This is a genomic window from Brevibacterium sp. S111, from assembly GCF_004745075.1.
Classification (GTDB): Bacteria; Actinomycetota; Actinomycetes; order Actinomycetales; family Brevibacteriaceae; genus Brevibacterium.
Window position 1 is genome coordinate 211,450 of record NZ_RHFH01000004.1, and the last position, 13,720, is coordinate 225,169.

The window sequence follows — 13,720 nt, forward strand, 5'->3', positions numbered from 1 at the left end:
TCAGAGCTGCCGAGGCGAAGGTGCCGAGATGTTCAGGATCTTTCCCAGTGTTCCCATCACATGGCGTTCGTCGTCGTGCGTCCAGTTCGGTGCCGATGATCCTGTGCTCATCGACGGGCTGCTTCCGGCCGATGTCAGTCTCATCGAGGATCTGCGGCTGGGCATCGGCTCTTCCCAGTTCTATGCGCGCGCTCAGGAGCTCGGGGCAGATCTCAGTCGGGCCAGCTCCCTCATCACGCTGCTCGGCGAGGCCGGCGTGCTGGTTCCTGAAGGTCCGGACTCGGGAGCCGTTCGGAAAGGCTCGCCCGTCTTCGCCGCCGCACGTTCCTTCGGTCTGGCTCCCGACCGAGTCTCACAGATCCTCGGTGCTCGTCCCGTGCTGGTCACCGGTCCGCTGCGGGCGCAGGCAGAAGGGCAGCTCGCTGCACTCGGCTTTGCGATCTCCTCAGCCCGTCGCATTGACGAGCTGAACCTGATGAGCGCTCCCATCGTCGTTGCGAGTTCCCATCTGGTTCCGGACCTGCATGCGGCCATATGGCTGAACGACCGTGAGATCGACCATTGCCAGGTGGTGCTCGGTGAACATGCCGTGGAGATCACAGGGCTCATCCGTCCCGGGCGGACTCCGTGCACGATGTGTCAGTGCCTGCATCGCAAGGACAGCGATTCCGGATGGCTCGAGCAGTATCCTCGCCTGCGGGCCCTTGCCGATCGCGAGACTCTGTGCGATCCCGCCGCGCGCATCCTCGGCTCGGCACATGTCGCTCAGCTGCTCCGGCAGGCTCTCCTGCGTCCCGAACTCGCTCTCGTCGCCCGGAGCATCTCGCTCGAGTCAGGAGGTGTGGACGACCACGGGCCGACCTTCCACGAGCGATGTCGATGTCGGGCGCCCGTGCCCGATTTCGGTTCACTCGGAGAGCAGGCTCAATAGACTCTTTCCGTACAGCTCGAGCTTCGTCGCCCCGACCCCGGGCACGCGTGCAAGCTCCTCGAAATCACGTGGACGGACCTCGGCGATGACGGACAGGGACGTGTCGGTGAGCACCAGGTAGGGCGGAAGCCCCTGTTCCATACCTACTCGAACCCTCCAACGCCGAAGTCGGTCGAGGAGATCGAAGTCGATGTCTGCGGGGCATTCGGAGCAGCGCCCCACAGCCCTGTCGACTTGCGAGACCAACGCTCGTCCGCATCCGCGACAGCGGTTGAGGCTCGCCGTATTCGCAGGCTTTCGCCCTCCGCCCCTCGCGTGGCCGACCTGTCCGAGTTCCGAGAGGAACCGGGAAGCCTTGCGTGGTTTCTGCTTCGACTCGAAGCGGGCCAGCGACCAGCTCATCGCCAGCTCCTTGCCGGCACGGGTCAGCGCAACGTAGAACAGGCGCCGTTCTTCGGCAATCGCGCGGGGCGTCTGCGCATAGCTGATCGGCAGGAGTCCTTCGCTCAGGCCCACAAGATGGACGCTGTCCCATTCCAGACCTTTGGCAGCGTGGAACGACGCCAAGGTGACACCTTCGATGTCGGGAGCGAACTGGTGTTCGGCCCGGTCGGCCAGATCATCGAGGAAGGCTCCCATCGGCACAGGCAGTTCCTGACCCGTTTGATGCTCCTCGGCGAGGTCCACGAGCGCTTTGAGCGATTCCCACCGCTGCCGGCTTGCTCCGGGACCGGGCGGTTCGCGTGTGAAGCCGAGAGACCCGAGCACCTCCATCACGGCATCGGGCAGCCGCTGCCCGCTCGAGGTCGCACGCGCAGCCTTGAGCATGAGGACCGCTTCCTTGACCTCCTTGCGTGCGAAGAAGCGTTCACCCCCACGCAGCACATAAGGGATCCCCGCAGCGGCCAGTGCCTGCTCATAGGCGGGACTCTGCCCGTTCGTGCGGAAGAGCACCGCAATGTTGCGGGGACGACGCCCCGCCCGGATCTCAGCCGAGATCGCTTGGACGACACCGTTCGCCTCTGCTTCGTCGCTCGGGTATTCGGCCATGCTCGGGGGCTTGCCTTCGGCATTGTCGGTACGCAGGGTCAAGGCGGTCTTTGCCGTGTACCGGAGCAGATTGTTCGCTGTGGTCACGATCGACTGCGAAGACCTGTAGTTGCGCACCAGCCGGACCGTTCTGGCTTCGGGCATCGCAGTGCCCAGAGAACCGAGCAGACTCGCGTCGGCTCCGGCGAAGGAGTAGATGGTCTGTGCGGGGTCGCCGACGACGCAGAGATTGTCGCGTGGGCCCAGCCACCGAGAGAGCACATCGAACTGCAGCGGAGAGACGTCCTGGAACTCGTCGACGACGAAGTGTCGGTACTGTTCGCGGATCTCTGCAGCGATGGCCGGGTATTCGGCGAGGACGCCCGAGAGCACGAGCAGCACATCGTCGAAGTCGAGCAGGCGCCCGCGTGTCTTCGCCTCCCCATAGGCTTCGAAGATGCGGACCATGTCATCGACACCCAACTGTCCGGGCAGATCACGCGCCGCCGCCTTCGTCGCATAGTCGTCGACGCCGAGCAGCGAGGCAGCGGCGAATTCGATCTCCGAGGCGACGTCTCGGGTCAGCTCCCGGCTGGTCTCCAGACCGAGACTCTGCATGACCGATCCGATGATTCCGGCCTTGTTCTCGATGATGCGGGGAAAATCGCCTTCGGCGAATCGGTCCCAGAAGAAGCGCAGCTGGCGCAGAGCCGCCGAGTGGAAGGTCCGAGCCTGCACGGCGGGCACGCCGAGGCCCCGCAGCCGCGACCGCATCTCACCGGCCGCCTTTGCAGTGAATGTCAGGGCCAGAACATGGTTGGGAGGAAACACTTCGGTGGCGATTCCATAGGCGATGCGGTGTGTCATGGCGCGTGTCTTGCCGGTGCCGGCTCCGGCGAGGACGATCACCGGGGAGTCGAAGTGAGTCGCGACTTCGCGCTGCTCCTCGTCCAGGGCCTCCAGCAGGGCCGTGGCCGAAGCGTTCACGCGTTGTCCAACCAGCTGCAGAGAAGCTGACCGGCGATCGAGATCGTCGACGGGGCGCGAACGGCCTTCTCGGCTATGGCTGTGCGAAGCTCGTCGCGGGTGAACCAGCGCAGTGAAGCGATCTCGGACCTGTCCGCGGCGAATTCCCGGTTCGGTGCCTCTGCAGAGAACCCCAGCATGAGCGAACAGGGGAAGGGCCAGGGTTGGGAACCGAGGTACTGCGGGTTCGTGACCTCGAGGTGGGCTTCCTCCCAGATCTCGCGGATCACCGCATGTTCGAGAGTCTCGCCCGGTTCGACGAATCCGGCCAGAAGGGAATACCGGTCGGCTTCCCAAGCGGCGTTGTTGCCCAGCAGCACGCGTTCGACTCCGTCCTCATCCGTGTTGACGATGACGACGATGACGGCGGGGTCCGTGCGGGGAAAGTGCTCGCTGCCGGTCTCCGGGTCGCGGCGCACCCACCCGCCGAGAACCGGTGTGGTCGGAGCTCCGGTACGCGGAGAGAACCGGTGGGCCCGGTGCCAGTTCCCGACGCCGACGACTTCGACAGCAAGCGACACCTGCACATCGTCGAGAGCCTCGGCCAAATGCCGCAGCGGCAGCCAAACGGGTTCGGAGCTTTCGATGCCCTCCCCCGGAGCGGTGAGCAGATCGCTGGCATCACGTGCGCGGGAGACGTCGAGAGCGGAATCGAGGTGGCTGCGCCCCTCGTCATCGAGGGAGACTCCGATGTACCGGGTGCCCAGACGATCCCGACCGAGATAGATCTCCGTCTGCCCGTCCGGCACCAGACTGCGATCGCTGAGGAAGAGACCGCCGGCGGAGACGAGCAGCGTCCCGCGATGTTCGAAGACAGGCACGGCCCCCGCGGCCCAGATCTCAGACAGGTCGCCGTCCTGACCACGGGTGAGATGGTCACGATCGATTCCATGACGGGCGAGACTGATCGGCTGCACGGGAGGCAATGGCTTCATGTCTTCCACGATAACTTAAGCCCCTGACGCAGGCGGGCCCGAGCGAGGCAGCCTCCAGACACGCTCGACGGCGAGTCCCGTGTCTCAGCGCAAGGCAGACGGTAGATTGGGGAAGGTGGATACCAAGGCGCTCAAGTTGACTGCGATCGCGGCGACGATGCTCGACGGCTTCGCACCGACGAAATGGACACCCCTGCCGCCCCTCGACGCCGGAGTCCGAGTACTTCTCGGCGATGACCGGCAGGAGCTTGTCGCGACGGCCCAGACCCAGCTCGATCGCACCGCGGACATCGGATCCGCTGCCGAGGCGGGTCGGATCTACGATTCCATGTACCCGCACGCGGACTTCACCTGGCCGCATCTGCGCGCCATCACCGAGGTGGATGCCGAGTACTTCGAGACCTCCACGCCGACGGCGGTCACCCTGGTCGATCCCCTGCCGGGTGCACCGCTCGGCGATGTGCCCATCGCCGATACGGCCCGGGCCAGTTCCTTCGCGCAGGCGCTGGCAACCGTGCATTCGGCAGCCCCCGAACCGGTGTCCGAAGCCGGGTTCCCCGTCGAAGACCCGTCCCGATCCCAGTTCCTCATCCTCGAACGACTCGATCAGGCAGCGAGCACCGGACGGGTGCCCTCAGCGCTGCTCCAGCATTGGGAAGAGGAGTTCGAGAAGGTCGCTCTCTGGCATTTCCTCGCCACGCCGATCCATGGGTCCATCGATGAGACCAGCGTCTACACCGATCAGGAGCGAGTGCTGGCCCTGTCCGAGATCGGCAGACTGCGTGTCGCCGATCCTGCCATCGATCTGGCCGCAGCCTCGGCGCTCATCGATCCGGCCGCGCTGCCGACGTTCTACGAGGAATACCGCAGCGCGCGCCCCCGAGCCGATGAGCACGTCATTGCACGTGCCGAGCTGCTCGCCGAATTCGCGGTCGTCGACTGGCTGCTCGAAGCCGTCGACTCCGGCGACGAATCTGCGATCAACGATGCCGCCGATCTGCTGACCTCGTTCAACGACGTGCTCTTCGCCGGCTCCGCCGATGCACAGACGGATCAGGCTTCGGCGGCCTCTGCTGAAGCGGACACTGGGAACTCGAACCCTGCCGAAGCGTCGCAATCGGCCGGTGACAGGGCAGAACCGGACGTCGAAGCCGCCATCACCGAGAACGATCCCTCCGATGTGTTCATTCCCCGGGCACGGCCGACCGACACTGCGTCCGACGGCACTTCCGACCTCGATTCCGAACCCGGATCCGGTGTCACCACCGAACCCACTCCGGACGCGGTCGACGGTGACGAAACCGGTCCGATCTCACGGCCGGATCGTCCCTGAACTCACGGGTTCTGCCCCCAGGCTTCCGATCCGCCCCTGAAGCGAATCGAACCTGCCCGGGGCGCCACGCGGGCGATCGGTGGAACAGAGGCGTTCAGCCGAGGTCGTTGGCGTCGAGCCACTGGATGACGTCGTCCTCGTCGGGCAGTTCCGTGAAGCGGACGACCTCGTCGCTGCCGACGAAGTAGAACGTGCCCGTAACCTCGGTGATCTCCGGATGTGCACGCAGAATCGCGAATCGGTACAGCGCCAGCTGCCACTTCATCACCTCGAGCACCTGAGTGTCGGGCTTCTTCGACGTCTTCCAGTCGACGACCTCGGCATGGCCGTCGGTGATGAAGACCGCATCGATCTTTCCGGGCACCCGGAACCGACCGAGGACGAGCTCGAACGACATCTCGACATGGTCGGCCCGTCGGGTGGCGAACTCTGAGGCGAGGAAGGTCGACTGCAGCCGTTTGATCGTGGCGGCATCGATCGGGCGGACGGCTTCGTCCTCGCCGATGTCGATGCTCGACTGGCCGAAGTGCTGTTCGACCCAGGAGTGGAAGTTCGTGCCGATCTCAGCCGCCCGACTCGGTGGCGTCGGAATCGGTCGCAGCACCTGTGTGCGGAATCCCTGCGGATCCCGTCGCCACGAGACGAGAGCGGTTGCGGACAGGCGGTCGGGCATGCCGGCCGTCGCTGCCGCCCCCGGCCGGGCACCGACCCGCAGTGCTTGAGCGGCGTACCGGCCGACGTCCCCGTGAACGTCAGCCAGCGTCTCCAGACTCACCTCGGGACTGGCTTCGACCCATGATGCTGCCTGTTGCGCCGCGGCGACCTGCCGGGTGCGCGGCACCGGCCATTCGGTGGTCTCGATCCTGTCTTCTCCGGATTCATCGGCCGGCTCTGGAATGTCGACCGTCAGTCCCAACGCTTCGACCGCTTCGGTGAGGAATGGGGACAGCTCGTCGGGTTCCGTCCGCGATCCCATCAGTTCCGCGCCGAGCCACAGGTGGCGTTTGGCACGAGTGAAGGCGACATATGCCAGCCGTCTCTCTTCGGCCACATGTGCATCGGCGATATGTGGGCGGATGAAGTCTCCGATCCATTCGTCGAGTGCCTTCTTCGTGTCGAACTGTGCTTCCCGCAGGTCGAAGTCGACGAGGTGTGCGCGGTCTCCGCGCAGCGGATACGGCAGTGCGGTGCGGTCCATCCACCCCTCCTTGTCACGCGGTTCGGTCGGGAAGTCCTTGACCACCAGCGACGGCACGGCCACAGCATCGAATTCGAGCCCCTTCGAAGCGTGAACGGTCATGATGTTGATCGCCTCAGCGGCGGCCGTCGGTTCGGCCGTGCTCAGCGCATCATGGGCCTCCATGAGGCTCAGCCATGACAGGAACCCGGGAATCGAAGGGCGGTCGTCGGCGGCCGAATACTGGCTGGCTGCGGACAGGAACGCATCGAGGGCCGACCGATGCAGATTGCGCAGCGAATCGCTCAACCCCCAGACGTCGGAGTCGATTCCGGTCTCCGTCATAGCGGTTCGGATGATCGAGGAGATCGTGCCGGTGCCTGATCGAGTGGTGCGCAGGGCACGGGCAAGACGGACCAGCCGCTGCAGCGCTTCGGTGCTCAGACCAGAGCTGCGGTAGTCAGACAGCAGCGCTTTGTCGGTCGCCGAGCGCGGACCGTGGTCGAGTGCTCGGTCCACTTCGACGAGTTCGTCGAGACCTTCGACGATCGTCGCCTGATCGATGGCTTCGACGATGACCTCGGCGGGATCGGCAGCGGTCTCGGCGCGCTCTGCCTGGCGTCGTTCGGTCTGCCGGCGGGTGAAGGCCTGCAGCCCGGCGATGTCGGCGGCGCCGAGGCCGAGCATGCGGCCGCTGATGAGCCGCATGAGTTCGTCTCCGGCCATGGGATCGATCGCGGCGGTGAGCACCGACCGCAGGTCGGCGACGAAGGGGTCACTGAGGAGCCCGGAGGATCCATGCACGTGGACGGCGAACCCGGCGGCTTCGAGCGCGGCGGCCACCGGCGCGAAGTGTGCGCGTTTTCGGCACAGCACGGCCTTCGTCGCACCCTCGGGGATGGTGGCGAACCAGTCGGTGACTGCTCTCAGACCGTTGGTCAGATAGTCCGGGTCATGAGCGCCCGAGCTGACCTCGACACTCACCTCACCATCGCCGGCCCCGTCCCTGGCCGACAGTGGGGGTTCGCTGCTGTCGGTGAGCCCGTCGGCGATGCGGTTGGCAACCTGGAGAATGGTTCGGTCGTTCCTCCAACTTGTGCTCAGGGTCAGCGATTCGACGTTGTGGAAGTCGGAGGAGAAGCGGATCATATTGTCGGCACTGGCGCCGCGCCAGCCGTAGATGGCCTGCCTCGGATCGCCGACCGCGGTCACAGCGGTGGAGTGGAAGAGGTCGCGCAGCAGTGTGAGCTGGGCGACCGAGGTGTCTTGGAATTCGTCGAGGAGGACGATCTTCCACCGCGCCCGTTCGGCGGCGGCCGCTGCCGGCACCTGATCGATGATGCGTTGGGCGAACCGCACCTGGTCGGAGAAGTCCATCGCCAGGTTGCGTCGTTTCTCGCGCATATAGGCGTCGGCCAGTCGCGCTGTCCGGATCTTCGCTTCGAGCTTCGCCCGTCGCCCGTTGGGGTCGACAGGTCTGCCTTTGCTCGACACGAGGGCGGCCAGACACTGTTCGAGGTATTCGGTGACTTCACCGACATCGCGACCGTGGTCGTTCATCGCGCCGGCGAATGCGATGACATCGGAGATCATCGTCTCGCGGGAGAAGTTTCCGGGGATCTCATCCGGCGGGGTGGCGTCGATGAGGTCTCCGGCGATGGTGTGTGCGGTGGCATCGTCGAGGAGCACTGTTTCGGGTTCGATGCCGATGCTCACTGCGTGTTCGCTGACGATTGAGGCGGCGTAGGAGTTGTAGGTCGACACCGTCGGATTGTCCAGTCCCGGCAGGGAGAGCTCCTGTCCCATGCCGAGGTTGTGACGCAGTCGGGACAGGAGGACCCGGATGCGGCCGCCGAGCTCGCCGACGGCCTTGCGGGTGAAGGTGAGGCCGAGGATCTCCTCCGGGGACACGTGGCCGTTGGCCACGAGCCACACCACACGTTGGGAGATGACCGTGGTCTTGCCCGATCCGGCACCGGCAGTGACTTTCATCGACTGCGCCGGGTCGGCTTCGATGATGACCCGCTGCTCGGGGCTCGGTGGGAAAGCCTGCGCGGGCTCGGCCGCGGTCAGACGGGCCAGCTGCTCGGCGCTGTAGCGCATCAGTCATCCTCCAACATCTTCGGACCGATCGCCGGGCAGGACGATCGCACGGGGCAGGACTTGCATTTCTGCTGCTCGACTCGGGCAGGGAAGCTCGCCGCCCGCATCCGGCCGGACACGTCGTCGATGAGCTCGCGTGCCCACTTCGGGTTCTCGTCGATCTCGAGTGCCGGCTGCTCCCGGACGGTGCGGGAGGACTTGCGGAGGAAGACGAGCTCGGCCCCGAAGGCTTCAGCGTCGAGTTCCTCATCCTCGCCGATCCGGATGGTGCCGGAGTTGATCGCCTCCTGATACACCCCGAGTTGCGCGTGGCGGTCCATCTCCTTTCCGGCGACGACGTTGCGGCCGGTTTTGAAGTCGACGATGCGCAGTCCCCCGGAGACCTCCTCGACCCGATCGAGGCGACCGGTCACCTTCCACCGGCGCCCTGCGTCATCGACGCCGGCGGCATAGACCTGCGCTTCGACTCCGATGAGGCTGCCGGGAGCGTTCTCAATGTATTCGCCGAGGCGGTCGGCCATCTTCATCGCCACATCGAGTTCCCGTTCGCGTTCCCACTCGGCATCGAATTCGAGAGAGGAGAATTCGCCTGCGACGAAGTCGCGGATCGCTGAGGTCGGTCCTTCGGGGTAGTTCTCGGCGGCTGCGTGGATGATGGTGCCCAGGTTCTGTGCGGTCGAACTCGCGCGATCGCCGCCATTGCGAGTGAGGAACCAGCGCAGAGAGCAATCGGTGAAGGCTTCGACCTGGGACGGCGAGACACGGACAGTGTCGGAATCGGTGTACAGCGGATCGAACGAAGTGATGTCTTCGGATTCACGCCAGCGGCTCGGGTCTTCGACTGCCGGGCTGGCCGCGGAGAACGCCCGCATCAGCTGCGCCCAGCTCAGGGTCTCGGAATCCGGAGCGTCTGCCTGCTGGGCTGCCGCGGTCTGCAGCAGATGGGCTCGGGCGTGTGCTGCCATCTCCGGCAGAGTCAGCGGCGGCAGCTCGTCTTCATGGGTGATCGCATAGCCGTCGGCGACCTCGGTGCCCTTGGCGGTTCCCGCCGCCAGCACGTCGAAGAAAGGGGAGGGTTCGGTCTCGGCATCGGTGACTGCGGTGACGATGACCTTCTGCTGGGCACGGCTGAGCGCGGTGTAGAAGAGCTCGCCCTCTTCCCGCAGGTTCGTCTTCTTCGCATGAGCGTGATATCCAGGGTCGGCTGTCACGGTCTCTCCGCTCGTCAGCACGGACGCGAGGTCGGTCAGTCCGAGGATGCCGCCGCGCAGCTTCGGGTTCGGCCACACTCCCTCGTTGACTTCGGCGATGATGACCAGCGGCACGCGCACATGAGCCAACGATGAGGGCGTGCCGACGCGAACATGGTCGGCGAATCCCGCAGTGTCGGCCAGGGAGTCCTGAGCGATGTCCTGTTCGGCGACGATCCCCGCGAAGGATCGTGCGGTGAAGCCGCCGCGGTCGGCGATCTTCTCGGCCAACGCGAACAGGCGCAGCACCGAGTCGAGGTAGCCGTTGGTCACGGACTCGGGGTCCTGCAGGGCTTCGTTCTGCCACTTCTGCGCGACACCGGCGGCTTCCCAGATCGTCCACAGTGCTTGGTGGGGGTCGTCGGTGCCGACCGCAGCGGCGGCGTGGAGCATGCGCGAGATCGTCGCCAGTGCCTGCGGGGACGAATCGTCGATGGGGCTGCGCAGCGCCAGCGCGAGAGAGGCGGTGCTGCTGGGCGCGGGGAACCGGCGGCGCACGGTGCGGCGGAAGCGGCGGATCTGCACGGGGTCGAGCCGAACGTAGATGCTGCCGGCCAGGGACAGGGCGAGTTCGGCGATGGACTCATCGTCGTCGAAATCAGGCGTCGTCGACAGCAGCTCCAGGAGCGGAGCTGTGGCCGGGTCGACGTTGAGCGGCTGCATCAGAGTGGCGATGGAGACACCGGAGGCCCGCAGCTCATTGGCGATCGACCGCGCGCTGTTCGCGTTTCTGCAGATGAGGGCCACATCCGACCAGGAGTGTCCATCTTCGACGAAGTTCGTGATCCGCCGGGCCAGATACCGGGTGCCCGAAGCGCTGCCCTCGAACACGTGAGTCTCCAGATGCGCGTCCAGTGCCGTCTCCGGAGACACCGACTCCGCGGGGACCTCGGCAGGTGCTCGTGTGTTCGCCGCCGACTCGTCGCCCAAACCACCAGCGGAGTCGAAGGACGAGTCCGCGGAGGAATCGGCGGCGGGTGCTGCTGTGGGGCGTGGTCGGGGCATATGGCCCAGTGACCACCGGGTCGTGATTCGGGCACCGAAGCCGTCGATGGTCTCGGCCAGAGCGGGGTCGACGTCCCACAGTTCGTTGAGGACGATGGTGTCGAATCCCGTGTCCGCGGTGGCCCGGTCGATGATCGAGGCGTCCGCACCGTGGAAGCGCCCGGTCACCGTCTCCGGAGTTCCGAACAGGGCGATCGCGCTGCCGCGGTCACGCAGCTGTTCGAGGATGCCCCAGCTGGCCGCCGGGAAATCCTGCACACCATCGGCGAGGACCACCGTCGGCACCCGATCGGGAGCGAACGACCATGTTCTGCCGGCGGTCGCCTCGGCGGGTTCACGGAAGATCTCGAACGCCGCCAGAGCGAGCACGGTGGCGGAATCGACACCGCCGTAACCGGGCATCGACAGGATGCCGAGGTATTCGTCGAGGATCTCGGCGATCGCTTCCCACCGCGGATCGGGGCACCGGGCGAGGACGCGGCCGAGAGCGGTGCGACCGAAGTCGAAGATGTGCTCGCTCGGGCCGGTGACGGTCGATGACGGTTCGGGCGTGCGGATCCCGAAGTCGAACTCCATCACTCGGTTGAGTGCATCGCGGACCTCGGTGCGGAAAGCCGAGGTCGAGCGCACCTCGGCGGTGAGTTCCGAGGGCCACAGCGGTCCACGGGAGTGACCGAGCTCATGCCCTGCCAGCAGGTCGGCCAGGAACACGTCCTGGTCGGCTCCGGAGATGAACTCGAGGTCTTCGCCTGTGCGTGTCGTGTGTGCGGCACGGGCGATTCCGTAGGCGTAGGAGGCGAGGCTGCGGGCGGCGGCGCCGGTGAGGACCGCATCGGCGGGCGGCTGCAGCCGGTTGCGCAGAACATCGGCGTGATCGCGGTCGGGGGTGAGGACGAGGACCGCGGCCGGGTCGATCCGTGTGACCAGATCCGCGTAGACGGATTCGAGCAGCGTCGTCTTCCCGGTGCCCGGTCGGCCGATGATGTTCAGGCAGCGGCCCGAGAGCAGAGCGCCGCCCATCTGCTGGGTCATCTCATCCATACTCGTATTCCATCACGAGCCGCTGACACGAGGTTCCCGAAGCTGGAACCGGCGCGTCGCCGAACGGGCGGCTCGCGCGTCGCCGATGCCGACCTGATGCCTGGGGAGAGGGTGGACTTCGCGTAGCATTGAAGAATGTCGAGTCCACAACAGAGATTGCCCCGTGACCAACGCCGCGACCAATTGGTAGGTGTCGCACGCTCCGTCTTCGCCACCCGTGGATACCGAACGACCTCCATGGACATGATCGCCGAGGCTGCCGGGGTGTCCAAGCCCGTGCTCTACCAGCACTTCGACTCGAAGCAGGACCTCTACCTCGCGCTCATCGACTCCTCGGCCGCGCACCTGGATTCCCGGCTCGCTGCAGCGCTGGAATCGACGAACGACCCGCATGAGAAGATCCGGGCCACCTACCGCGCCTACTTCGACTTCGTCGTTTCGCACCGCGAAGAGTTCGTCATCATCTTCAATTCGGATGTCTACGAGCCGAAGGCGGAGCAGAAGCTTCGCGCCCTTCGTGAGAGTTCGGCCTCCCGCGTCGTCGCCGCACTGCAGGATTTCGCCCGGCTGCGCGATGATGAAGCGCGATTCCTGTGTCGTGCTCTCATCGGCACCGCCGAGGTCGTCGTCAAACAGCTCGACTCCCAGCGCGGCATCGACGTCGATTCCGCCGTCTCTCTGCTCACGCAGATGAGCTGGGGAGGCTTGAAGTCGTTCGCCGAACGCTGACCGTTACGCTCAGGCACCGGGCATCCGGACACCGGGTACGGGCACAGCGGCTCGCGCCTCACGGTTCGTCAGCCCACAGCGGAATCCGGCGGGAAGAAACCCTCCCCCGCTGACGTTAAGCTGGACACAGTCCAATCCATCATCCGCCACCCAGATCGGCACAAGGAGCACTATGGAAATCAAGATCGGCGTCAAGCAGACCCAGCGCGAGATCACCCTCGAAACCGACGAAGACTCGAAGGCGCTGGCCGCCCGCGTCGAGGAGAAGATCCAGTCCGATGGACTGCTGACGTTCACGGACACGAAGGGTCGCCAGATCTTCGTTCCCGCCGCTTCGCTGGGCTACCTCGAACTCGGCACGGAAACCGCGCGCCGCGTGGGCTTCAGCGCCTGAGCACACTGAAGCGCATGAATGCGGAACTGACAGATGGGCCCCGGTCGCAATGACCGGGGCCCATCCGCATTCACTCTCTCAGGCGACGAGGCCGAGCGCGGACATCCGCTTCGAATGGTTCGAGGTCACCGCCGGGATCAGCTCGACGACCATGTCCTCGTCGAGGCCGAGGAAGGGATCGGTGAGCAGGCTGCGTGCCCGCCCGAGGGTCTCGGCGACGAGCTTGCGGCCCCACAGCGCCAAACGCGACGCCAACTGCGTGTCGACGGCCACTTCGGATGTCAGACGATTGCGCGCATATTCACTGGCACGTGTATCATCGAGAATTGCAATAGCCAGGCTGTATCCGGGCTCCGCGAGTTCGTCCACCGCCGTGCGGTAGAAATCATTCATGATTCCGTCGAAGACGAATCCCTTCATGAGGCTTTCGTACCAGTCGCGAGGACGAGTCCTTTCAGCCAGCGTGTTGAAGGTCGGCTCGAAGTGCTGACAGAGCTCGATCACATCCTGGCCCATCTGATCGATGTGCTGTGAGAGCTGCTCGAAGTTCGCGAAGGACTGAGAGGCCAACCGCGCCAGGATGACCTTGTCATCCAGATCCGCTGCGGTCGTCGCGTTGGTGGCCATACGTTCGAAACCGGTCAGCTCGCCGAACGCAAGAAGAGCGAGCGTTGCAGCATCATTACCGGCCAATGGGACAGAATCGGGCATAGTTCAAGACTACCGGTTCTGGGCCATGACAAGCGCGAATGCGCTAAAAGGAGTTT

Annotated in this window: 9 protein-coding genes; 4 read left to right on the forward strand and 5 right to left on the reverse strand. The window is 65.4% G+C overall.

The window, feature by feature from the left end:
* The first annotated feature begins 28 nt into the window (after window positions 1-28).
* Complete coding sequence (locus tag EB836_RS06690) at window positions 29-931, forward strand: hypothetical protein (protein WP_135538755.1); 903 nt, start codon at window positions 29-31, stop codon at window positions 929-931.
* Here EB836_RS06690 and EB836_RS06695 read toward each other — a convergent pair.
* Window positions 908-2,947, reverse strand: a complete 2,040-nt coding sequence (locus EB836_RS06695) for an ATP-dependent DNA helicase UvrD2 (RefSeq protein ID WP_135538757.1) — start codon at window positions 2,945-2,947, stop codon at window positions 908-910. The genes EB836_RS06690 and EB836_RS06695 overlap by 24 nt on opposite strands.
* On the reverse strand, window positions 2,944-3,921 hold the full coding sequence (nudC, locus tag EB836_RS06700; protein ID WP_135538759.1) for an NAD(+) diphosphatase: 978 nt from the start codon (window positions 3,919-3,921) through the stop codon (window positions 2,944-2,946). Before nudC ends, EB836_RS06695 begins: the two co-directional genes overlap by 4 nt.
* Before the next feature lie 115 nt (window positions 3,922-4,036).
* On the opposite strand from nudC, the gene EB836_RS06705 reads away from it, so the two are divergent.
* Entirely contained in the window at window positions 4,037-5,254 is a 1,218-nt protein-coding gene (locus tag EB836_RS06705; RefSeq protein ID WP_240689678.1) for an aminoglycoside phosphotransferase, read from the forward strand.
* 94 nt (window positions 5,255-5,348) lie between these two features.
* On the opposite strand, the gene EB836_RS06710 is transcribed toward EB836_RS06705, so the two are convergent.
* Both EB836_RS06710 and EB836_RS06715 read right to left on the reverse strand, forming a co-directional pair.
* Window positions 5,349-8,534 (reverse strand): ATP-dependent DNA helicase, encoded by a 3,186-nt coding sequence (locus EB836_RS06710; RefSeq protein WP_135538761.1) that lies wholly within the window; start codon window positions 8,532-8,534, stop codon window positions 5,349-5,351.
* Window positions 8,534-11,830: a UrvD/REP family ATP-dependent DNA helicase gene (locus tag EB836_RS06715; protein ID WP_135538763.1), complete on the reverse strand. Its 3,297-nt coding sequence runs from the start codon at window positions 11,828-11,830 to the stop codon at window positions 8,534-8,536. The genes EB836_RS06710 and EB836_RS06715 overlap by 1 nt, the downstream gene beginning before the upstream one ends.
* Before the next feature lie 135 nt (window positions 11,831-11,965).
* Here EB836_RS06715 and EB836_RS06720 point away from each other — a divergent pair, with 135 nt between their 5' ends.
* Window positions 11,966-12,559: a TetR/AcrR family transcriptional regulator gene (locus EB836_RS06720; protein ID WP_135538765.1), complete on the forward strand. Its 594-nt coding sequence runs from the start codon at window positions 11,966-11,968 to the stop codon at window positions 12,557-12,559.
* Window positions 12,560-12,731: 172 nt separating this feature from the next.
* Entirely contained in the window at window positions 12,732-12,953 is a 222-nt protein-coding gene (locus EB836_RS06725; RefSeq protein WP_135538766.1) for a DUF3107 domain-containing protein, read from the forward strand.
* A 78-nt stretch (window positions 12,954-13,031) separates the two neighbouring features.
* Here the strand turns inward: EB836_RS06725 and EB836_RS06730 are convergent, their stop codons facing one another.
* Entirely contained in the window at window positions 13,032-13,664 is a 633-nt protein-coding gene (locus EB836_RS06730) for a ferritin-like fold-containing protein (protein ID WP_135538768.1), read from the reverse strand.
* Between the last annotated feature and the right edge of the window lie 56 nt (window positions 13,665-13,720).

Coding starts and splice junctions, on each gene's coding strand:
- EB836_RS06690 (WP_135538755.1), top strand. CDS start 29: ATGTTCAGGATCTTTCCCAGTGTTCCCATCACATGGCGTTCGTCGTCG.
- nudC (WP_135538759.1), bottom strand. CDS start 3,921: ATGAAGCCATTGCCTCCCGTGCAGCCGATCAGTCTCGCCCGTCATGGA.
- EB836_RS06710 (WP_135538761.1), bottom strand. CDS start 8,534: ATGCGCTACAGCGCCGAGCAGCTGGCCCGTCTGACCGCGGCCGAGCCC.
- EB836_RS06715 (WP_135538763.1), bottom strand. CDS start 11,830: ATGGATGAGATGACCCAGCAGATGGGCGGCGCTCTGCTCTCGGGCCGC.
- EB836_RS06720 (WP_135538765.1), top strand. CDS start 11,966: ATGTCGAGTCCACAACAGAGATTGCCCCGTGACCAACGCCGCGACCAA.
- EB836_RS06725 (WP_135538766.1), top strand. CDS start 12,732: ATGGAAATCAAGATCGGCGTCAAGCAGACCCAGCGCGAGATCACCCTC.
- EB836_RS06730 (WP_135538768.1), bottom strand. CDS start 13,664: ATGCCCGATTCTGTCCCATTGGCCGGTAATGATGCTGCAACGCTCGCT.